We start from the raw sequence: 18686 nt of genomic DNA, 5'->3' as shown, positions 1-18686 counted from the left end.
GGCTGACAGGCGGCGACAAGGGGAAGGGCGAGCAGCGGCAGGCGCGCCAGACGGGGGCGGGCGGCCGCGAGGGCGGCGGCGGCTCTGGCGAGTCCGGCGGCCGTGGCGGCGGCGACCGTGCCGGCGAGGGTGGCGGTGGCTTCGAGGGTGCCGGCGGCGCGGGTGGCCGGCGCGGGGGCGCGGGGTGCGGCTGTGCTGGCGGCGGCGGTGCTCACGGTGGCGGACATGGCGGTTTTCCCCCTGGGGCCAAGCCGTGGGCCAAGCCGGTTCAATTGAGGAAACGGATAGGTTCCCGACAATCTTGCGGCAAGCTCAACCCCACCTATATGCGCCAGCGTAACGACGCGTTGCCCGGATGGGGGCGCGTTTTCAGCGTTTTGTCACTCAGCCGGGGGCCTACGAGGGAATATGGCGAAAGTAATCGGGATCGATCTGGGAACCACCAACAGCTGCGTCGCAGTGATGGAAGGTGGCACGCCCAAGGTAATCGAAAACGCAGAAGGCGCGCGCACGACGCCGTCGATCGTCGCCTTCACCAAGGATGGGGAGCGCCTGATCGGGCAGCCGGCCAAGCGCCAGGCCGTCACGAACGGCGACAACACGATCTTTGCGGTAAAGCGCCTGATCGGCCGCCGCTTTGACGACCCGGTGACCAAGAAGGACACCGAGCTGGTCCCCTACACCATCGCGCGCGGGCCCAACGGCGACGCGTGGGTGAAGGCGGGCGGCGAGGAATATTCGCCGTCGCAGATCAGCGCGTTCATCCTGCAGAAGATGAAGGAAACCGCCGAGAGCTATCTGGGCGAGACCGTCACCCAGGCCGTGATCACGGTGCCCGCGTACTTCAACGACGCCCAGCGCCAGGCGACCAAGGACGCCGGCAAGATCGCCGGACTGGAAGTGCTGCGCATCATCAACGAGCCGACGGCGGCGGCGCTGGCCTATGGCCTGGACAAGGACAACAACAAGACCATCGCGGTCTATGACCTTGGCGGCGGCACGTTCGACATCTCGATCCTGGAGATCGGCGACGGCGTGTTCGAGGTGAAGGCCACCAACGGCGACACCTTCCTGGGCGGCGAGGACTTCGACTCCAAGATCGTCCAGTACCTGGCCGACGAGTTCAAGAAGGCCGAGGGCATCGACCTTACCAAGGACAAGCTGGCGCTGCAGCGGCTGAAGGAAGCGGCCGAGAAGGCGAAGATCGAGCTGAGCTCTGCCCAGTCGACCGAGGTCAACCTGCCCTTCATCACCGCGGACCAGAACGGGCCGAAGCACCTGGTGAAGACGATCAACCGCGCCGACCTGGAGCGGCTGGTCGACGACCTGATCCAGCGCACGCTGGAGCCGTGCCGCAAGGCGCTGGCCGATGCGGGCCTGAAGGCGAGCGCGATCGACGAGGTCGTGATGGTCGGCGGCATGACCCGCATGCCCAAGGTGCGCCAGGTGGTGAAGGACTTCTTCGGCAAGGAGCCGCACACCGGCGTGAACCCGGACGAGGTCGTGGCGATCGGCGCCGCGATCCAGGCGGGCGTGCTGCAGGGCGACGTCAAGGACGTGCTGCTGCTCGACGTGACCCCGCTGTCGCTGGGCATCGAGACGCTGGGCGGCATCATGACCAAGATGATCGACCGCAACACGACCATCCCGACCAAGAAGTCGCAGGTCTATTCGACGGCCGACGACAACCAGAATGCGGTCACCATCCGCGTGTTCCAGGGCGAGCGCGAAATGGCGGCGGACAACAAGCTGCTGGGCCAGTTCGACCTGGTCGGCATCCCGCCGGCACCGCGCGGCGTGCCGCAGATCGAGGTCACCTTCGACATCGACGCGAACGGCATCGTCAACGTCTCTGCCAAGGACAAGGGCACGGGCAAGGAGCAGCAGATCCGCATCCAGGCCTCTGGCGGGCTTTCGGACAGCGACATCGACCAGATGGTCCGCGACGCCGAGAACTTCGCCGAAGAGGACAAGAAGCGCCGTGCCGCGGCCGAGGCGAAGAACAACGCCGAGAGCCTGATCCACACCACCGAACGCCAGCTGGCCGACAATGGTGACAAGGTCGACGCGGGTCTGAAGTCCGAGATCGAGGGCAAGATCGCCGAGGCCAAGGCGGCAGTGGAAAGCGGCGACGCCGACCAGATGACCACCAAGGCGCAGGAACTCGCCCAGGTGGCCATGAAGCTGGGCCAGGCGATCTATGAGAAGCAGCAGCAGGCCGAGGCTTCGCCGGGCGCCGAGGGCGGCGCTGCCGCCGGTGGTGCCGAGGATGTGGTCGACGCGGAATTCTCCGAAGTCGACGACAACAACAACAAGGCCTGAAGACCATGCCGGGCCGCCCCCGCCCCGCCATGCCCCACGGGGCGGCGGGGGCGGGGGTCGGCCCGGCCGATCGTTCGGACCCCGGCCGCGGCCGGGGTGCGGCGCAACCGGCGACGCGCTGATGGCACCCAGATCCCCGATGTGCGGGGCGGGTCCTTTAGCGCGCACGCCGATGCTCCCGGGCAGGCCCGGCGGCAGATGGAAACGGCATGAGCACCGAAGTCGATTATTACGAGCTGCTCGGATGCGAGCGGACCGCCGACGCGGGGACGATCAAATCGTCCTATCGCAAGCTGGCGATGCAGTACCACCCGGATCGCAACGCCGGGTGCAAGGACTCCGAAGCGAAGTTCAAGGCGATCTCGGAAGCCTATGAGGTACTGAAGGACCCGCAGAAGCGTGCGGCATACGACCGTTACGGCCATGCCGCGTTCCGCCAGGGCAATGGCGGCGGTGGCGGCGCCCAGGACTTCGGCGGCTTTTCCGACATTTTCGAAAGCGTCTTCGGCGAGTTCATGGGCGGCCGTGGCGGCGGCGGCCGGGCGGGGCCCAGGCGCGGCGCCGACCTGCGTTACGACATGGAAATCACGCTCGACGAGGCGTTCCACGGCAAGGCGACCGAGATCACCGTCGACGTCTCCAGCGCGTGCGGCCCCTGCGGCGGCAGTGGTGCCAAGCCGGGGACGGCGGCCAAGACCTGCACGACCTGCGCCGGCCACGGCAAGGTGCGCGCGCAGCAGGGCTTCTTCGTGGTCGAGCGGGCGTGCCCGACCTGCCATGGCGCGGGCCAGGTGATCACCGACCCGTGCCCCGCCTGCCACGGCGAAGGCCGGGTCGAGCAGACCAAGACGCTGTCGGTCAACGTGCCGCCGGGCGTCGACGAGGGCACCCGCATCCGCCTGACCGGCGAGGGCGAGGCGGGCGCGCGCGGCGCGCCGGCCGGCGACCTCTACATCTTCATGCACGTGAAGCGGCACCCGCTGTTCGAGCGCGAGGGCACGACGCTGTTCGCGCGCGCGCCGATCAGCTTCACGACGGCGGCGCTGGGCGGGGAGATCGAGATCCCGGGCTTGGACGGCGACGTGCGAACGGTGCGCATTCCGGCCGGCATCCAGTCCGGCCGGGAGCTGCGCCAGCGCGGTGCCGGCATGCCGGTGCTGCAGGGCCGCGGCTTCGGCGACCTGGTGGTGCAGGTGGAGGTGGAAACGCCGACGCGCCTGTCCGCCAAGCAGCGCGAACTGCTGGAGGCATTCCGCGAGACCGAGACCGGCGACGAATGCCCCGAAAGCCAGGGCTTCTTCGCAAAGCTGAAGGCGGCGCTGGGTTAAGTCGAGCCGCTGCCCCGGCATCAGCCGGGGCAGCGGCTCGGCCCTCCGAGGCTGACGAGCAACACCTCTGGTGCATGGCCATCCGGCAGGAGCCGTCGAGCCGTCGCGCCGACGAGCACCGGGGGTACCATCGGCCCCCAGCTTACGACCAGCGCGCAGCCCCGCCCGCGGATGTGCTGCCTTGCCGCGTCTGGCGAGAGATGCGGGCCGGGGTAAAGGCCCGCCGCCCAGCGCTCGCGCCACGGAGACTGGACGACCACCGGGGCGAGGCCCGGCGAGGACGGATGCTTGAGAAGCGCCAGGGCGACCGCGTCATCACCGACAATCACCGGGAGTGCGGGCAGGCGGGCGATTGCGGCCGTCGCCGCTCCCCAATCGTCGCGCTGACGCTCTGGCAGCCAGGCGGCAAGCCCGAGCGCGCTCGAAATCAGCAGGGCCGCGGTGGCGGTGAACTGGACCAGCGGCGACCGGATCTGACGAACGGCAAGCGCGAGCAGGACGAGCGCCGGACCGCTCGCCCAGCTGAGCGTGCGCGGCAGGAAGATCGGCACCCGCTGGCTGATGACGTACAGGAGCAGAGGCGCACCGGCGACCAGAACCGCCAGCAGCGTCACGTCCGGGCGTCGCACTCGCACCACCCACGCGCCAGCCGTGGCGAACAATCCCATCAGGAGTGCTGTGCCGATGGGGCCCGGGGCGCGCAGGTACATCGGCAGATAGGCGACCGCCGTCATGTCGAGCGCCTCCATGAGGGAGGGGGCGGTGATCCAGTCGATGTTGGTGGCCGGGAGGGCCATCTGACGAAGGCTGATCGCGGCCCACCAGCCCCAAAGCACAAGCACGCCCAGGTTGACGAAGATGACGTGAAGCTGAGCCCGGCGGTCGCCTTTCAGCAGCCAAAGCATCGTGAGCGCCGCGAGCCCGGCAAATATCGCCAGCGTGGTGTGGGCGTACAGGGCGCCGAGGGTCGCTGCCGCATAGAGCAGCAGCGCCTTGCCGGACCTGCGGTGCAGGTAACCGACCATCCCAAGGCATGCGATGAGCACCGCGCTGTGCGCGAGGCTGTAGGCACGCACCTGATGGCTGAGGTCGCTGTGCGCGGCCGAAAGCGAAAGCAGGGCCGCCGCCACGAGGCCGACGCGAGTGTCGGCCATGCTGCGGCCCAACAGATAGGCCGCCCAGATGCCGGCCAGCCCCGTGGCGATCGGGAGGAGCCGCACGGCGACGGTGTCTTGCCCGAACCATGCGATGGCGCCCGCCAGCAAGGTGTAGAACAGAGGCGGGTTCGTCTCGCGCAGCATCCATTCGCTCCAGAGGCGCGGGATGGGCTGGCGGGCGAATTCCAGCGAGGCGAGTTCGTCGTACCACAAGGAATAATCGGCGGTGCCGATGCGGAGCAGCGCAACGGCTATCAGCATCGCGAGGAGCAGACGGGGCGCGCGCCCCGCCAAGCTACACACCGGGGCAGCATGTCCCTGCCGCGGCTCGGCAAGATCGCGGGGCTGGCTCAACGGCATCAGGGATGGGGTTCGCACGCGATTCCGTCGTTGTCCCCGTCCATCTCTGAACGATAGCCCGGCGATCCGCGGTAGATCGGGGCGGCGCCGGCTGCGCGGGCTTCGTTGCAGCCGCTGTAATAGACCGAGCGCTCGGTCGCCGCGACCGCTTCGGGCGCGGGGGGCGCGGACGACCAGAGCGCCGTCAGGGTGGGCGTGGCGAACCAGGTTGCCGCGAACACCGCCGCGCACCCCGCTGCCACCACGATGCCGAAGGGCAGCGTCCGCGTGGTGCGGCGCCGGCCGAACGGGCCCGGATTGGCTTGCGCGTGCCGGAAACGGGGATAGCGGCTCATCGCGGCAGCATGACAGGCGAAGCTTGCCGAGGTGCTAATGCGGGCGGCGCGGCGGCAGGGCGGTGTCGCCGGTGGTGAGGAGACGGTGATGGCATTGATGCATCGGCTGGCGATCAAGGCGGCGCGGCTGGTGTGGCGCGTCACTGCGCCGCGCACCATCGGCGTGCGCGCGCTGTTGCTCGACCGCGAGGGTCGGGTGCTGCTGGTCCGGCACACCTACCTGCCCCATTGGTACCTGCCGGGCGGCGGCGTGAAGAAGGGCGAGAGCATCGAGGCGGCGCTGCATCGCGAACTGGCGGAGGAAGTCGGGATCGCGGATGCCAGGATCGAGCGGGTGCTGGGCGTCTATCATAGCCGCCGCGAGGGCAAGGACGATCACATCGTCATCTTTGTCGCCTCTGCTGGAGGCGGAGCCGGGGACGGGGCGGCATCCACCGATGCGCTGGAGATCGAAGCGGCCGGCTGGTTCGCGCTGGACGCGCTGCCGGCGACGACATCGCCCGCGACCCGCCGCCGCATCGACGAATATCGCAGCGGCGCGACCGGGCTGGGCAGCTGGTAGCAGCGGCCGGACTCGCGCTTTTTCCAGGGCGCGCACCCATCTTCGGGCCTCTCGCGTTACACTCCCGAACCCTCAGGAGTAGTCATGGCACAAACAGATGATCGGGACCCGTCGAAGAAGCCGGCAAAGCTGCTGGGCGCCTATATCGTGATCGCGTTCCTGGTGGCGATTGCCGCCGTCTATTTCGCGCTGGGCATGGGCGAGAGCGACGAGACGACCGGGGTCGAGCAGGTGTCGCACTGGCAGGCGACCCCAGACGCCAGGGTCTGAGATAAAGTTCGGGACAAGCCGTTGCGGAGCTTGAACTTTTCAACGTCGCCTCCATATCCGCGTTCCTGTTCAACAACGGAAAGGAGGTGGTCGAATGTCTCATTGTCACATGCCGCTCAGCGCGGATCGGATGAGCAAGTCCTCCACTCCCGAGGATCGCTGCCTCTGATTGTTCGCCGCGACGCGGCTGGCAATGGAAGGGTCGCTCCAGCAATGGGGCGGCCCTTTGTCGTTGTGGGAGGCTCGGCCGTGCCGGCGGGGCTGGCCGCGTTCCGGCGGCAGCGGTATTATGGAAGAGTCGAACGGGCGGCGGCGTGCAGCCGTGCGCGGTGCTCGGACGTCACGCTGCCCCTTCTTCCTTCGGTCCGGACGCGCGCATGATTGAACGACATCTGATGAAGATCCGCGCGCGCGACGCGCTGAGCGTCGAGGAAGAGCAGGCGATCCGATCGGCATTGGGCGAGGTCCGCGACGTGCCCGCCGGGCAGACCGTCATTCGCGCCAACGAGGAACTGACCAAGTCCACGCTGCTGCTGTCCGGGTTGATGTCGCGCTTCAAGGACCTGCGCAACGGGCAGCGGCAGGTGACCGAACTGCACGTGCCGGGCGATTTCGCGGACTTGCACAGCTTCACGCTCAAGCGGCTGGAACATGACGTGGTGACGCTGACCCCGTGCCGCATCGTGACGGTGCCGCACGAGAACCTGACGCGCATCACCGAGCAATATCCCCATCTGACGCGCATCTACTGGTTCTCGACCAACCTGGATGCGGCCATCCACCGCGAATGGGCGGTGTCGTTGGGCAGGCGGACCGCGATCGCACGTGTCGCCCACCTGTTCTGCGAGCTGTACGTCCGCCTGGAGATCGTCGGGTTGACGACGGGCGGTGGCGCATATGGGCTGGACCTGACCCAGGCCGAGTTGTCGGAATGCCTGGGGCTGACGTCGGTCCATGTGAACCGCGTGCTGCGCGAGTTGCGGGAACAAGGGGTGGTAGAGTTTCGCGGCGGCCGCGTCGTGATCCAAGACATGGCGGAGCTGCGCAAGATCGCGGAGTTCGATCCGAGCTATCTGTATCTGGAGCCGCGCGCGCGTTGATCGGGGCACGCCGCCGGACTTGTCGCGGGCGGTGCCCGCCGGGATAATCTGCTGATCTGTGTTTAGGGACGAAACCCGGAGGCATGCATGGGCATTCTGAATGCATGCCTGCTTATTCCTTTCATCTCTGCACCCCGATTGCGACGCGCCCGATCAAGAGCGACATCAGCGAGTTCCCCAACGTAGGCGCCGCGCTGGCCGAAGCCGCACGGCTGGGCCGCGGCATGATCCGCCAGCGCGTCCGCCGCCAACCCTGTGAACTGCGCGCGCATCTGGACGTGCGCGACGACGGCAACGCGCCCGTCGCCCGCGTGATGCTGGCAGAGCTCGCCCGCCAGATCACCTAAGGGGCGCCATGCCCGAGACCGAGACGACCGCCGGGGACCATGTCATCCCGGAACCCTTCGACGTGCCGTATCCCGGGCGCGTTTTCGCTGGGGCTGACGGCGGAGGCGATGGGCGCGGCCATTAAGGAGGTGGAGCGGCAGACGTTTGCGCCCGAACTGCTGCGACAGGCGGTGGCAAAGGCCGCACGGCACGGTGCGGCGCATCACGGTCGGCAAGCGGCGGAAGGCGCGCGGCCGGGGGGGCTGGAGACTTTGGTGCGGCTGGGGAGGGGCGGCGTGGTTTTCGTGACCGGCAGCAACCGCCCCAAGTGCGGCCGCTCAATTGGCGTGACGAGCTGCTTCGTAGCGGACGTCGGTTCAGTTTTCCCCGACGGTGGCGAGTATCACAACCGATCAGTCGCTGAGCCAGACTACTCGATAGCGACCGTCCGACCACAGAACGGCGGCCTGCGACGCCTCGGGGGTGCCGAACGCAAGCGTATCGCCCGCAACCCTGATCGACCGCGGATCGCACGGGACTTTCCTTGAGCCTATTCCCTTGGCGCATGCGGTTGCATACGTGCCTGCCGGCAGCTTGCCGAGATACGGTGGTTCGCCGCCGGGCTGCGCAGTGTAGACGATCGCTTCACCACTATGGCCCCGGATAACCACCTGAAGTTCACCGTTGGCTGAGCGTACAAACGCCTGATCGAGCACGCCATCGCGATCGAAGTCACCGGTCACGACCGTTGCTGCCGCGGCCATGAGGAGCTTTGTCGGCACCATCTGCTCACCTTTCCTTCGGAATGCGCTCCCGGTCGCAGCTGATCAGGTCGAAAAACTGCCCAGACTCACTGACCCGCTGGTCTGGCGCGACCCGGTACCAGGTCGCCTCCCGCAGATCGGGGATGAGAAGGTGCGCCGGCGCCGATGCTCCGCGCACGATCGCTTCGCGCCGGATGCGATAATCGGCTTCGGCAACGATCAGAACCAGATTGCCCCGCGGACGATCGGCCGAACTATCCGGACCGGGCGGCCGCCAGTCCGCAGCGGAAACAGCCCCGGTGGATGCGAGATTGTGCCCGCCTGCAGTCCCGCCTTCCCAGACGAGCCACCATTGGTCGGCCAATGGCGCGCTGAACGACATCTTGAACGCCAAGCCCGACGGCCACTCCCGTCCCGCATCCACGGATTGGAAGTGGGCTACGATTTCACTGCCGCGTTGCTGATACACCGCATGCTCAATCGGGCATCTTGGTCCAGCAATGGCGGCCATCGCAGCGAGCACGAGCATAGCGAACCTTGATTCGTCTCGTAATTACCACGGTTCATCGTCCAGTGGCAATCTCGGGACGTCGAGAGTCAATTATCGTCGACGGGTAGTCCGCACTCCCGACCGTTTGGCGGCCATCCGCGGCCCGGAAGCCGCCTCCCCCTTCCCACCATTTCCCGCCGCACGGCTCCGCCCTAGCCCCGGCGGGCGGTGGGGCGGGTGCCGAGTTGGTCGAGGGCGTCGGCGTTGGTGCGGCCCCAGGCGTAGAGGAGCTCCACGGGCTCCACGAAGCGCTCGCCCAGCGGGGTGAGGCGGTATTCGACCGCGGGGGGGACGACGCTTTCGACATGGCGGGAGACGAGGCCGGTCGATTCCATCTCGCGCAGGGTCTGCGTCAGCATCTTCTTGGAAATGCCGGGCAGGCTGCGGTGGAGCACACCGGTGCGCGCAGCGCCGCTGTGGCGGGCGTGGAGGGTGTGCAGGATCATGCTGGTCCACTTGGTCGCGAACAGCTCCAGCACGCGGCGGGGCGCGCAATCCTCCCGCCATTCCTCGTCCGGCGTGCCTGGTTCCACCTGGGTACCTCCTGGTGCCTATGTTCCTGAATGGTGCCGTCTAGAAGCGGCGGACGGCCGTGCCTAGCTCTGGCGGATACGAGATCAGGAGCTTTGGAATGGCCGGAACGGCATTGGTAGTGGGTGCGAGCGGGATCGTCGGGAGCGCCACGGCAGCGTTGCTGGTGGAGCAGGGCTGGACGGTCCACGGGCTGGCGCGGCGGCCGGTCGAACAGGCCGGGGTGCTGCCGGTGGCGGCGGACCTGCAGGACGCGGCCGCGACCGCCGCCGCGCTGGCGGACGTGCGGCCGGACGCGGTGTTCATCACCACCTGGCTGCGGCAGGACAGCGAGGCGGAGAACATCCGCGTCAATTCGGCGATGGTGCGCAACCTGTTGGACGGGCTGCCCAGGGCGACGGGGCCGCGCCATGTCGCGCTGGTGACGGGGCTGAAACATTATCTGGGGCCGTTCGAGGCCTATGGGAAAGGGAGCCTGCCGCAGACGCCGTTCCGCGAGGACCAGGGGCGGCTGGACGTTGAGAATTTCTATTATGCGCAGGAAGACGAGGTGTTCGCAGCGGCGGCGCGCGACGGCTTTACCTGGAGCGTGCATCGCCCGCACACGGTGATCGGCAAGGCCGTCGGCAATGCCATGAACATGGGCACGACGCTGGCGGTCTATGCGACGCTGTGCCGGGAGACGGGGCGGCCGTTCACCTTCCCGGGATCGGCGGCGCAGTGGAACGGGCTGACCGACATGACGGACGCGCGCCAGCTTGCGCGCCAGCTGCTGTGGGCGGCGACGACGCCGGCGGCGGCGAACGAGGCGTTCAACATCGTCAACGGCGACGTGTTTCGCTGGAGCTGGATGTGGGGGCGGATCGCCGAGTGGTTCGGGATCGAGGCGGTGCCGTTCGACGGCGTCCTCCGCCCGCTCGAGCAGCAGATGGCGGGCGACGCGCCGCTGTGGCGGCAGATCGCCGAGCGCGAGGGGCTGGCCGAGCCGGACCTCAACCGGCTGGCATCGCCGTGGCACACCGATGCCGACCTGGGCCGGCCGATCGAGGTGGTGACGGACATGTCCAAGAGCCGGCGGCTGGGCTTCACCGCCTATCAACCGACCGACGACGCTTTCTTTGCCCTGTTCGACGAACTGCGCGCGGATCGGCTGATTCCGTAAGGGCGGCGCTTGCCTCCGGTCGAGGGCCACGCGACAAGCGGGCCTTCGATAGGGAGAGTTCGATGCGTCCAGCCTTGGTGATGTTGTTGCTGTCGGCCGCCCCGCTGATCCAGGCGAATGCGCCGGCGGTGGCGCAGGTGGCGGAAGTGAAGTCCGCGCAGACCCAGGACGCGGCGCTGCTGGCGTTCCTGGACGCGGCGTTCGACGCGGAGGTGCGGCTGAGCCCGGAAGCGCAGACGCAACTGGGCATGAAGACCGATTACGATCGGCTGGACGATTATACCGATGCGGCGGCGGTGCGGCAGCGCGACCTGGCCGAACAGCAGCTCAAGGAGATGCGCGCGCGCTTCCAGCCCGACCGGCTGAGCGAGAGTGCGCGCGTCAGCTATCGCTTGTTCGAATATGAGACCGAGCGCGGGCGGGATTCGTTCAAGTTCCGCAAGCTGCGCTTCCCGGTTTCCACCAACGGCAGCCCGGCGGGCTCGATCCCGGTGCTGCTGATCAACAACCACAAGGTCGACACGGTCGCCGACGCCCAGGCCTATATCGGGCGGCTGCGCGACACCGAGCGGGTGATGCGCGAGGTCGGAGCGACGATGCGCGAACAGGCGGCGGCGGGGATCGTCCCCAACAAGGTCAATTTCGCCCCCGCGCGGGCGGACGCGCAAAAGGTCCTGACCGGGGCGCCGTTCGATACGGGCGCGGACTCCACGGTGATGGCCGATTTCCGCAAGAAGGTGACGGCGCTCGACGCACCCGAAGCGACGAAGGCGGCGCTGCTGCGCGATGCGCAGGCGGCGCTGACCGGGCCGTTCCGGACCGGCTATGGCGTGCTGATCGCCGCGCTGGACGAGATCGAGCCGCAGTCGAAGGGCAATTTCGGGGCGTGGAACCTGCCGGACGGCGCGGCCTATTATGCCGACCGGCTCAAAAACTCGACCACCACCAACCTGACGCCGGACCAGGTCCATGCACTGGGCCTCGCCCAGGTGGCGGCGATCCGGCAGGAGATGGAGGCGATCAAGCGCGAAGTGGGCTTTACCGGCACGCTGGAGCAGTTCTTCGACCAGATCCGCGCCGACCCCAAGTTCAAATATCCGAACACCGAAGCGGGGCGCGAGGCGTATCTGACCGATGCGCGCGCGGTGATCGCGTCGGTGATGGCGCTGGCGCCGCGCTATTTCCAGGTGCTGCCCAAGGCGCCGCTGGAAGTGCGCGCGGTGGAGAAGTGGCGCGAGGGCACGGCCTCCACCGCCTTTTACAACCGGCCGTCGGCGGACGGATCGCGGCCCGGCATCTATTATGTGAACCTGGTCGACATGAACCAGACGCAGAAGGTGCAGGTCGCGGGCATCGCCGCGCATGAAGGGGCGCCGGGGCACCATTTCCAGATCGCGCGCCAGCAGGAGCTGACCGGCCTTCCCAAGTTCCGCAAGTTCGGCGGCTATGGCGCCTATACCGAGGGCTGGGGCCTCTATTCGGAGCGGCTGGCCGACGAGATGGGGGTGTACAAGGACCCCTATGCCCGGTTCGGGATGCTGTCGCTGCAGGTGTGGCGGGCGATCCGGCTGGTGCTGGACACCGGCATCCATTCCAAGCGCTGGACCCGCGAACAGGCGATCGCCTATTTCAAGGCCAACAGCTCGGTATCGGACACGGACATCGCGCGCGAGGTCGACCGCTATTTCAACTGGCCGGGACAGGCGACCAGCTACATGGTCGGCCAGCTGAAGATCGCGGAGCTGCGCAAGCGCGCCGAGGCGCAGCTTGGCCCGAAGTTCGACATCCGCGAGTTCCACGAAGTGGTGCTGGGCCAGGGCGCGCTGCCGCTCGACGTGCTGGAAGAGCAGGTCACGCGCTACATCGCGCAGCGAAAGGCCGCCTAGCCCGCCACCGGCAGGCGCAGGCGAAAGGCGGTGCCGGACGGGGTGTCGAGCAGTTCGAGCTCGCCCCCGGCCGAGGCCAGCAGCGAGCGCGCGATGGGAAGGCCAAGGCCGGTGCCGCCGCGCGCCCGCCGCGAGGTGAAGAACGGTTCGAAGATGCGGGCGCGGTCCGCCCTGGGGATGCCGCTGCCGTCGTCCGTCACGGTAACGGTGACGTCGCTGTCCTGGGTGATGGCAATGGCGATGGCGTGCGCGTCGGCCTGGCGGCTGTTTTCGACCAGGGTGGTGAGCGCGGCCTCCAGCGTGGCGACCGGGACGGCGGCGAGGATGGCGGGCCGGTCGGCGGTGACGGTGACGGCGATGCCCTTGCCGCGCAGCGCGTCGGCCAGCTGCTGGGCCACCGCAACCACGTCGGCCGCACCGCCGGTCGCGACCGTCATCATGTCCGCACGGGCGAGATCGAGCAGCCGCGAGACGAGCAGGGTGAGGCGGGTGGCGTCGGCGTCGATGTTGGCGAGGAAGCGCCGGCGGTCCTCTGGCGTCATGGTGTCGGCATGGTCCTGCAGCAGCTCGATCGCGCCGCGGATGGCGGCGAGCGGCGTCTTGAACTCGTGGCTGACGGCATGGGCGAAGTCGCGGAGGTAGCGCGAGCGGACGTCGATCGCCGCGGCCATCAGCGCGAAGTCGCGGTAGAGGTCCTGGATCTCGATCGCGGCGGTGGGGGGCACGTCCGGCACGCGGCCCTGGCCGGCGGCGACGTCGCGGGCGGCGAGGCGCAGCTGGTCGATCGGGCGGGCGATGCCGCGCGAGAGAAGGCCCGACAGAAGCACCAGCGCCGCCAGGATCGCGAGCACGCCGATCGCGATCTTGCCGCGATCCTCGTACAGGCCGACGAACAGCGCGCGGGCGGAGCGGGAGAGCAGCAGCACGCCGACGACATGGCCGTCGACGAAGATCGGCCGGGCGTAGTGGACGCGGATGGCGGCGGCGCGCGACAGCCATTCGAAGCGATACACCGCGCGATAGGCGCCGTTGCGGCGCAGGGTGGTGTCGGGGATGCCGGCGAGCGCGGACGCGACCTCCGGCAGCGCGGCGTAGCTTTCCCCTGGATCGCTGTCGGTCGCGATACGTCCGTCGCTGCCCGCGGCCACGCGGCCGTTGCGGTCGAGCAGGAGGATGGAGGCGAGCGTCGCCTGCCGCGTCTGCGCGAGGATGGGGGCGAGGCGGGCGGCGGCGGCAAGCGCGTCCGGGGCGGGCGCGCCCGAGGCGACGGGCGCGGGGCGTTCGGGCAGGATCGGCGTGCTGCTGAGGTCCACCTCGCTACGGGCGGCGGCCGCGTAGCCACCGGCGGGGCGGGCAGCCCGGGTGGCACGGGCCGGCTCCGCGCCGGGGGCTTGCGGCCATAGGGCGGCAGCGGCGGCGGCAAGGGCGGCACCCTGGGCGGCGAGTTCGCCTTCGGTCTGGCGGACCAGGGTGTTTTCATAGACGCGCAGGAACACGGCGCCGACGCCCGGAAGCGCTGCCACCAGGAAGAAGCTGGCGAAGAGATAGGTGCGGAGCGAAAGCGGTGGCCAGCGGCGCCGGACCCATGCTTTCGCGCTGGCGATCACGCGGGCGCGCCGGTGCAGGTTCCGAGCCGGTAGCCGATGCCGGGGCGCGTCTCGATCAGGTCGGTGCCGCCGGCCTGAGCGAATTTCGCGCGCAGGTTGCGGATGTGGCTGTCGACGGTGCGATCGGTGATCGCAAAGCCGGGGCCGTGGAGCCGGTCGATGATGGCGTCACGGCTGAACACCTTTCCCGGCATCGCCGCGAGCGTGCGCAGGATCGAGAATTCGGTGACGGTGAGCGGCACCTCCGCCCCGTCCCACAGCGCCTGCCACCCTTCCACATCCAGGGTGAGCCGGGCATGGCGGATGGCGGGGCCGACATGGTCGGCGGCGGGCGGGCGCGCATGGGTGCGGCGCAGGATCGCCATGACGCGGGCGACCACCTCGCGCGGGGAGAAGGGCTTTACGACATAGTCGTCGGCGCCAAGCTCGATGCCGAGCACGCGGTCGATTTCGTCATCGCGCGACGAGAGGAACAGGATCGGCAGGTCGCCGGTGGCGCGCAGCCGACGACACACCTCCAACCCGTCCAGCCGGGGCATGTTGATGTCGAGCACGACGAGATCGGGCCGGCGGGATGCGGCCAGTTCGAGCGTCGCCTCCCCATCCTCCGCCTCGATCGCGTCGAGCCCGGCCTTGCCGAGCGCGAAGACCAGCAGCTGGCGGATGTGCGGATCGTCGTCGGCGATCAGGATGGTGCGCGGCATGGGGCACAGGATCATGGTTGCTGCTCTCCCGTCAACGGCGCGGGCGGTGGGAACGGGGCACCGCCGCAGGAGCGGCCGTCCGGAGCGTGCCGGGGCTGCGGCGGGTGGTTGCCGAGCAGCGCACGGGCAGCGGCCAGGCGGCGTGCGTTGCGCCATGTCCAGCTGTGCCAGTCGGCCTGGCTGCGTTCGAGGCGGCGCATCGCCTCCGCACGAAGATAGGTGACGCGGTCGCGCAGGACCGGACCGCCGGCGCGGCGTTCCAGCTCGATCAGCGGCAGCAGCGCGGAGGGGCCAAGGTTCTCGAGGTAGCAGAGGTCGAGATCGCTGCCGGTGCGCGCATGGCGCACGTTCCAGGCGGCGGCGATCGCGCCAAGGTCGCAGACGCTGGCGATGCTGAGGACGAGACCGGCGGCGAGCGCGTTGGCGTTGATCAGCCAGCGGGTCGAGCGGCCGGCGAGCATCCGCCACACGATCAGCACGAGGCCGACGGCCACCAGCAGCATCCAGGCGAGCGCCGCGATGCGCAGGCGGGTGAGCGAAAAGGCGTCGATATAGTCGAGCGTGCGCAGGATGCTGGAGGCGACGAGCAGCAGGTTCTGCGCGACCCAGAGGAGGATCAACCGCCGGACGAGCGGGCTTTGCGCGCCCCTGCTGCCCGGGCGGGAGGCGAGGAGGACGAAGGCGCCGGCGAGGAGCGCGGTGACGATGAGCGGATAGGCTCCGCGATGGGCATAGTCGGCAAGCGTCACCCCCTTTGGCAACGGCGCACCGCTCCACAGGAAGGCGAGGTCGAGCCCGTTCTGGATCGCAAAGATCGCGTTGAAGGTGACGAGCGACAGGATGAGCGTCGCGCGGGGTATGTGCGGGATGAGCGGCCGCAGGGAGGGAAGCGCCTCGCCGAGCCGCTGGACGGTACGGAGCGGACGGAGGCTCGGCCACACCAGCGCCAGCACGACCGACCAGAAGACGAGATGGAGGATGGCCGAACTCAAATCCGGCCAGCGGATCGCGGCAAGGGCGTTGCCGATCACGGGGTTGGCGCTGGCGAAGAGGGCGAGGAAGATCGCGCCGCCCAGCAACGGGAGGGCGAGGAGGGCGAGCATCGCGAGGATGCCGCCTCCGCCAGTCCGCGAGCTGCGCTTGAGCCGGACCAGGTCGCGCAAGGGGACCAGCGGGCTGAGCAGGCCGTGGAGGATCAACCGGCCGCTCCAGCCGATGGCGGTGCCGAAGCGGTGGTGGGCCAGCAGCGCGGCGGAACTGAGCGCCGCCCAGAACAGGCACCAGGCAAGCGGGCTGGGATCGTCCACCAGGACCAGGGCATAGAGCCCGGCCAGGAGCAGCGCGCCGAGCGCGGCGCGGCTGCGGCGCAGGTCTGGCCGGGCGAGCGCGAGGACGGCGGCCCAGGCGAGCGCGGACAGGCCGAGGGTGGCCCCGGGCTCCTCCCGATAGAAGAACAGCTGAGCGAGGGCGATCAGCGCGGCGGCGCCGGCGGCCTTGCGGAAGAAGCTGAAACGAGGACGGTGGTTGGTCGCGAGCATGCCGGTCTCCCTTGATCGGCCTGCCACTAGGGAGGGGGTGTCGAGCGGGCGCGCGGCGATCCGACCGCAAGGCGTGGCGCTTTGGTGCAGAAGCGGTGCAGACGGCCGGCGAGCGGGTGGACATGGCGCCGCTTTGGGAGCACGGCGGCCGCGCCTTTCCCACCACCAGGGCCAAACCATGACGCAAAAGCCTGAAAGCCGCCGCGGGCTGATCCACGGCGCGACCGCTTATGGCCTGTGGGGGCTGCTGCCCCTGTATTTCCACCTGCTCGACAAGGTGGATGCGGGCGAGATCGTGGCGCAGCGGATCCTGTGGTCGGTCGTGCTGCTGGTGCCGATCGTGCTGATGCTGGGACGGCGCAAGTCGCTGTGGGCGGTGCTGTGCACCCCGCGGACGATGGCGATGCTGGCGGCGAGCGCGGTGCTGATCGCGGCCAACTGGCTGCTCTATGTGTGGGCGGTGCTGCACCATCAGGTGCTGGCGGCGAGCATGGCCTATTTCCTGAACCCACTGCTCAACATCGCGATGGGCGTGGCGCTGCTGGGCGAGCGGCTGACGCGGACGCAGGCGGTGGCGGTCACGCTGGCGGGCGCGGGGGTCGCGGTGCTGGCGGTGGGCGCGGGCGGTGCGCTGTGGCTGAGCCTTACGATCGCGCTGAGCTTTGCCTTTTATGGCCTCATCCGCAAGCTGGCGCCGGTGGAGGCGTTCGAGGGGCTGACGGTGGAGACGCTGCTGCTGGCGCCGTTTGCGCTGGCGTACCTGATCTGGCTGTCCGGCCACGGCGGGCTGAGCTTTGGCCGGGAGGGTGGCATCACCGCGCTGCTGGTGCTGGCGGGGGCGGTGACGACGGTGCCGCTGCTGCTGTTCGCGGCGGCGGCGCGCGAGCTCAAGCTGGCGACGCTGGGGCTGCTCCAGTTCCTGGCGCCGACGATGCAGTTCCTGCTGGCGATCACGCTGTTCGGGGAGCGGCTGGATGCGGCCAAGATGCTGAGTTTCGGCCTGATCTGGGCGGGGCTGGCGGTCTATGTCAGCGGCAGTGTGCTGAGCCACGCCCGGCGCGGGGCCACCGCCTGAGCGAGCGGGGCCGGCGACAATGCGCCGGCCCGGGTTGGCTTAGCGGCAGACCACTTCGCGACGGTCCAGCGAGCGGCCGAGCAGCGCGCCGCCGCCACCGCCGATCAGCGTGCCCAGCAGCTGCGAATCGCCGTTGGTGAGGATGTTGCCGAGAACACCACCGGCGAGGCCGCCGATGATCAGGCCGGTCGTGCCGTCCGAGCGGCGGCAGTAATAGCGGCCGTTGCTGCCGCGATAGACGCGGTCGTTGCGGCTGAGATAGCGCGGCTGGTAGCTGTTGCCCGCGCGATAATAGCGGTCGGCGTAATAGCGATTCTGGCCGCGTTCGAAGCGGTTGTGGTCATAGTTGCGATACTGACGCCAGTCGCGCTGGTTGCGGTCCGCGCGGCGATCATTGCCGCGGCGGTTGTCCCAGCGGCGCTCGTTGCGGTCGCGGCGTTGGTCCCAGCGGCGGTCGTCGCGGCGATCCTGCACGGCGGGTGCGGCGGCGGCAGCAGCGGTGGCGGGGACGGTCGGGAGGACCAGGGCGGCCAGCAGGCCGACGATCAGGGGAATCCGCATGCACTCTCTCCAACTCATGTCGTTGGAGGGAAAACGGCGCCCGGGCGCGCGCGGTTGCGTGAACGGCAAACTACCTGCCGTTCATCCACCGGCTATACGCGGCCGAAGCGGCAGGGGCCAGCAGGGCTCCGGCCCCTGGCCTCGTCAGCGGCAGACCAGATTGCCGCGGTCGATCGCCTGGCCGAGGATCGCCCCGGCCGAGCCACCGATCAGCGCGCCCAGAACCTGCGAATCGCCGTAGCTCAGCGTGTTGCCGAGCGTGCCGCCGAGCAGGCTGCCGATGATCAGACCGGTCGTGCCGTCGGAGCGGCGGCAATAATAGCGGCCGTTGCTGCCACGGTAGATGCGGTCCCTGCGGGTGAGCCGGCGCGGCTGGTAATAGCGGCCGTCGCGATAATAGCGGTCGGCGTAATAGCGCTGGTAGCCGGGCTCAAACCGGTTGTGATCGTAGCGGCGGTTCTGGCGCCAATCGCGACGCGGCGTCGCGAGCGGCGGTGGAGCCGGCGGGCGCAAGGCGGGTCCGGGGCCACCCTGGTTGGGGCGGGGG

The 18686-nt window shown here is 69.1% G+C and carries 20 protein-coding genes; 9 read left to right on the top strand and 11 right to left on the bottom strand.

All coding sequences use genetic code 11. From position 1 onward, the window contains the following. Nucleotides 1-227 (bottom strand): hypothetical protein (locus QP045_RS20860; RefSeq protein ID WP_422516936.1); only part of this gene is annotated, 227 nt, incomplete at its 3' end. A 181-nt stretch (nucleotides 228-408) separates the two neighbouring features. Between QP045_RS20860 and dnaK the strand changes: the two genes are divergently transcribed. Together dnaK and dnaJ are read left to right on the top strand one after the other, a co-directional pair. Then, the gene (gene dnaK / locus QP045_RS20855; RefSeq protein ID WP_422516935.1) at nucleotides 409-2322 is read left to right on the top strand and encodes a molecular chaperone DnaK; all 1914 of its coding nucleotides are present in this window, start codon (nucleotides 409-411) and stop codon (nucleotides 2320-2322) included. Between the two features lie 209 nt (nucleotides 2323-2531). Next, entirely contained in the window at nucleotides 2532-3650 is a 1119-nt protein-coding gene (dnaJ, locus tag QP045_RS20850; protein ID WP_422516934.1) for a molecular chaperone DnaJ, read from the top strand. A gap of 20 nt (nucleotides 3651-3670) precedes the next feature. Here the strand turns inward: dnaJ and QP045_RS20845 are convergent, their stop codons facing one another. Both QP045_RS20845 and QP045_RS20840 read right to left on the bottom strand, forming a co-directional pair. Then, nucleotides 3671-5068 carry a glycosyltransferase family 39 protein gene (locus tag QP045_RS20845; protein WP_422516933.1) on the bottom strand — a complete coding sequence of 466 codons (1398 nt, stop codon included), beginning with the start codon at nucleotides 5066-5068 and terminating at the stop codon, nucleotides 3671-3673. A gap of 98 nt (nucleotides 5069-5166) precedes the next feature. Next, entirely contained in the window at nucleotides 5167-5502 is a 336-nt protein-coding gene (locus QP045_RS20840; RefSeq protein ID WP_422516932.1) for an excalibur calcium-binding domain-containing protein, read from the bottom strand. An 88-nt stretch (nucleotides 5503-5590) separates the two neighbouring features. Between QP045_RS20840 and QP045_RS20835 the strand changes: the two genes are divergently transcribed. The 4 genes from QP045_RS20835 (at nucleotide 5591) to QP045_RS20820 (ending at nucleotide 7781) form a co-directional block, all read left to right on the top strand. Then, nucleotides 5591-6064: an NUDIX domain-containing protein gene (locus QP045_RS20835; protein WP_422516931.1), complete on the top strand. Its 474-nt coding sequence runs from the start codon at nucleotides 5591-5593 to the stop codon at nucleotides 6062-6064. Between the two features lie 84 nt (nucleotides 6065-6148). Beyond that, a complete protein-coding gene (locus tag QP045_RS20830) occupies nucleotides 6149-6334 on the top strand; it encodes a hypothetical protein (protein WP_422516930.1) in 186 nt (61 codons plus the stop codon). A gap of 377 nt (nucleotides 6335-6711) precedes the next feature. Continuing rightward, entirely contained in the window at nucleotides 6712-7434 is a 723-nt protein-coding gene (locus QP045_RS20825) for a Crp/Fnr family transcriptional regulator (protein WP_422516929.1), read from the top strand. A gap of 104 nt (nucleotides 7435-7538) precedes the next feature. Beyond that, nucleotides 7539-7781, top strand: a complete 243-nt coding sequence (locus tag QP045_RS20820) for a DUF6894 family protein (protein WP_422516928.1) — start codon at nucleotides 7539-7541, stop codon at nucleotides 7779-7781. Between the two features lie 393 nt (nucleotides 7782-8174). Here the strand turns inward: QP045_RS20820 and QP045_RS20815 are convergent, their stop codons facing one another. The 3 genes from QP045_RS20815 to QP045_RS20805 all read right to left on the bottom strand — a co-directional run bounded on the left by QP045_RS20815 (nucleotide 8175) and on the right by QP045_RS20805 (nucleotide 9608). Further along, a complete protein-coding gene (locus QP045_RS20815) occupies nucleotides 8175-8546 on the bottom strand; it encodes a hypothetical protein (RefSeq protein ID WP_422516927.1) in 372 nt (123 codons plus the stop codon). A gap of 4 nt (nucleotides 8547-8550) precedes the next feature. Then, on the bottom strand, nucleotides 8551-9054 hold the full coding sequence (locus QP045_RS20810; protein ID WP_422516926.1) for a hypothetical protein: 504 nt from the start codon (nucleotides 9052-9054) through the stop codon (nucleotides 8551-8553). Nucleotides 9055-9227: 173 nt separating this feature from the next. Continuing rightward, nucleotides 9228-9608, bottom strand: a complete 381-nt coding sequence (locus QP045_RS20805; RefSeq protein WP_422516925.1) for a winged helix-turn-helix transcriptional regulator — start codon at nucleotides 9606-9608, stop codon at nucleotides 9228-9230. A gap of 98 nt (nucleotides 9609-9706) precedes the next feature. On the opposite strand from QP045_RS20805, the gene QP045_RS20800 reads away from it, so the two are divergent. Together QP045_RS20800 and QP045_RS20795 are read left to right on the top strand one after the other, a co-directional pair. After that, nucleotides 9707-10768: an SDR family oxidoreductase gene (locus tag QP045_RS20800; RefSeq protein ID WP_422516924.1), complete on the top strand. Its 1062-nt coding sequence runs from the start codon at nucleotides 9707-9709 to the stop codon at nucleotides 10766-10768. A 62-nt stretch (nucleotides 10769-10830) separates the two neighbouring features. Then, a complete protein-coding gene (locus QP045_RS20795) occupies nucleotides 10831-12654 on the top strand; it encodes a DUF885 domain-containing protein (RefSeq protein WP_422516923.1) in 1824 nt (607 codons plus the stop codon). Here QP045_RS20795 and QP045_RS20790 read toward each other — a convergent pair. From QP045_RS20790 to QP045_RS20780, 3 genes are read right to left on the bottom strand one after another with little or no spacing between them, the layout of a single operon-like run. Beyond that, complete coding sequence (locus QP045_RS20790) at nucleotides 12651-14261, bottom strand: sensor histidine kinase (RefSeq protein WP_422516922.1); 1611 nt, start codon at nucleotides 14259-14261, stop codon at nucleotides 12651-12653. The two genes, QP045_RS20795 and QP045_RS20790, sit on opposite strands and share 4 nt — an antisense overlap. Beyond that, a complete protein-coding gene (locus tag QP045_RS20785; RefSeq protein WP_422516921.1) occupies nucleotides 14258-14965 on the bottom strand; it encodes a response regulator transcription factor in 708 nt (235 codons plus the stop codon). The genes QP045_RS20790 and QP045_RS20785 overlap by 4 nt, the downstream gene beginning before the upstream one ends. An 11-nt stretch (nucleotides 14966-14976) precedes the next feature. Beyond that, nucleotides 14977-16503, bottom strand: a complete 1527-nt coding sequence (locus QP045_RS20780) for a DUF4173 domain-containing protein (RefSeq protein WP_422516920.1) — start codon at nucleotides 16501-16503, stop codon at nucleotides 14977-14979. A gap of 178 nt (nucleotides 16504-16681) precedes the next feature. On the opposite strand from QP045_RS20780, the gene rarD reads away from it, so the two are divergent. Further along, nucleotides 16682-17578 carry an EamA family transporter RarD gene (rarD, locus tag QP045_RS20775; RefSeq protein WP_422516919.1) on the top strand — a complete coding sequence of 299 codons (897 nt, stop codon included), beginning with the start codon at nucleotides 16682-16684 and terminating at the stop codon, nucleotides 17576-17578. 39 nt (nucleotides 17579-17617) lie between these two features. Here the strand turns inward: rarD and QP045_RS20770 are convergent, their stop codons facing one another. Both QP045_RS20770 and QP045_RS20765 read right to left on the bottom strand, forming a co-directional pair. Next, a complete protein-coding gene (locus tag QP045_RS20770) occupies nucleotides 17618-18139 on the bottom strand; it encodes a glycine zipper 2TM domain-containing protein (protein WP_422516918.1) in 522 nt (173 codons plus the stop codon). 144 nt (nucleotides 18140-18283) lie between these two features. Further along, nucleotides 18284-18686, bottom strand: a 403-nt coding sequence (locus tag QP045_RS20765) for a glycine zipper 2TM domain-containing protein (RefSeq protein ID WP_422516917.1), incomplete at its 5' end; no start/stop codon positions are given.

The sequence above is a fragment of the Sphingomonas sp. 3-13AW genome, from assembly GCF_049311085.1.
Taxonomy (GTDB): Bacteria; Pseudomonadota; Alphaproteobacteria; order Sphingomonadales; family Sphingomonadaceae; genus Sphingomonas.
The sequence above is the reverse complement of the archived record's forward strand: the minus strand, read 5'-3'. Positions and strand labels throughout refer to the sequence as shown.

What these genes read in the sequence shown, in the direction of transcription:
- dnaK (WP_422516935.1), top strand. Translation starts at nt 409, where the DNA reads ATGGCGAAAGTAATCGGGATCGATCTGGGAACCACCAACAGCTGCGTC.
- dnaJ (WP_422516934.1), top strand. Translation starts at nt 2,532, where the DNA reads ATGAGCACCGAAGTCGATTATTACGAGCTGCTCGGATGCGAGCGGACC.
- QP045_RS20845 (WP_422516933.1), bottom strand. Translation starts at nt 5,068, where the DNA reads ATGCTGATAGCCGTTGCGCTGCTCCGCATCGGCACCGCCGATTATTCC.
- QP045_RS20840 (WP_422516932.1), bottom strand. Translation starts at nt 5,502, where the DNA reads ATGAGCCGCTATCCCCGTTTCCGGCACGCGCAAGCCAATCCGGGCCCG.
- QP045_RS20835 (WP_422516931.1), top strand. Translation starts at nt 5,591, where the DNA reads ATGGCATTGATGCATCGGCTGGCGATCAAGGCGGCGCGGCTGGTGTGG.
- QP045_RS20830 (WP_422516930.1), top strand. Translation starts at nt 6,149, where the DNA reads ATGGCACAAACAGATGATCGGGACCCGTCGAAGAAGCCGGCAAAGCTG.
- QP045_RS20825 (WP_422516929.1), top strand. Translation starts at nt 6,712, where the DNA reads ATGATTGAACGACATCTGATGAAGATCCGCGCGCGCGACGCGCTGAGC.
- QP045_RS20820 (WP_422516928.1), top strand. Translation starts at nt 7,539, where the DNA reads ATGCCTGCTTATTCCTTTCATCTCTGCACCCCGATTGCGACGCGCCCG.
- QP045_RS20815 (WP_422516927.1), bottom strand. Translation starts at nt 8,546, where the DNA reads ATGGTGCCGACAAAGCTCCTCATGGCCGCGGCAGCAACGGTCGTGACC.
- QP045_RS20810 (WP_422516926.1), bottom strand. Translation starts at nt 9,054, where the DNA reads ATGCTCGTGCTCGCTGCGATGGCCGCCATTGCTGGACCAAGATGCCCG.
- QP045_RS20800 (WP_422516924.1), top strand. Translation starts at nt 9,707, where the DNA reads ATGGCCGGAACGGCATTGGTAGTGGGTGCGAGCGGGATCGTCGGGAGC.
- QP045_RS20795 (WP_422516923.1), top strand. Translation starts at nt 10,831, where the DNA reads ATGCGTCCAGCCTTGGTGATGTTGTTGCTGTCGGCCGCCCCGCTGATC.
- QP045_RS20785 (WP_422516921.1), bottom strand. Translation starts at nt 14,965, where the DNA reads ATGCCGCGCACCATCCTGATCGCCGACGACGATCCGCACATCCGCCAG.
- QP045_RS20780 (WP_422516920.1), bottom strand. Translation starts at nt 16,503, where the DNA reads ATGCTCGCGACCAACCACCGTCCTCGTTTCAGCTTCTTCCGCAAGGCC.
- rarD (WP_422516919.1), top strand. Translation starts at nt 16,682, where the DNA reads ATGACGCAAAAGCCTGAAAGCCGCCGCGGGCTGATCCACGGCGCGACC.
- QP045_RS20770 (WP_422516918.1), bottom strand. Translation starts at nt 18,139, where the DNA reads ATGCGGATTCCCCTGATCGTCGGCCTGCTGGCCGCCCTGGTCCTCCCG.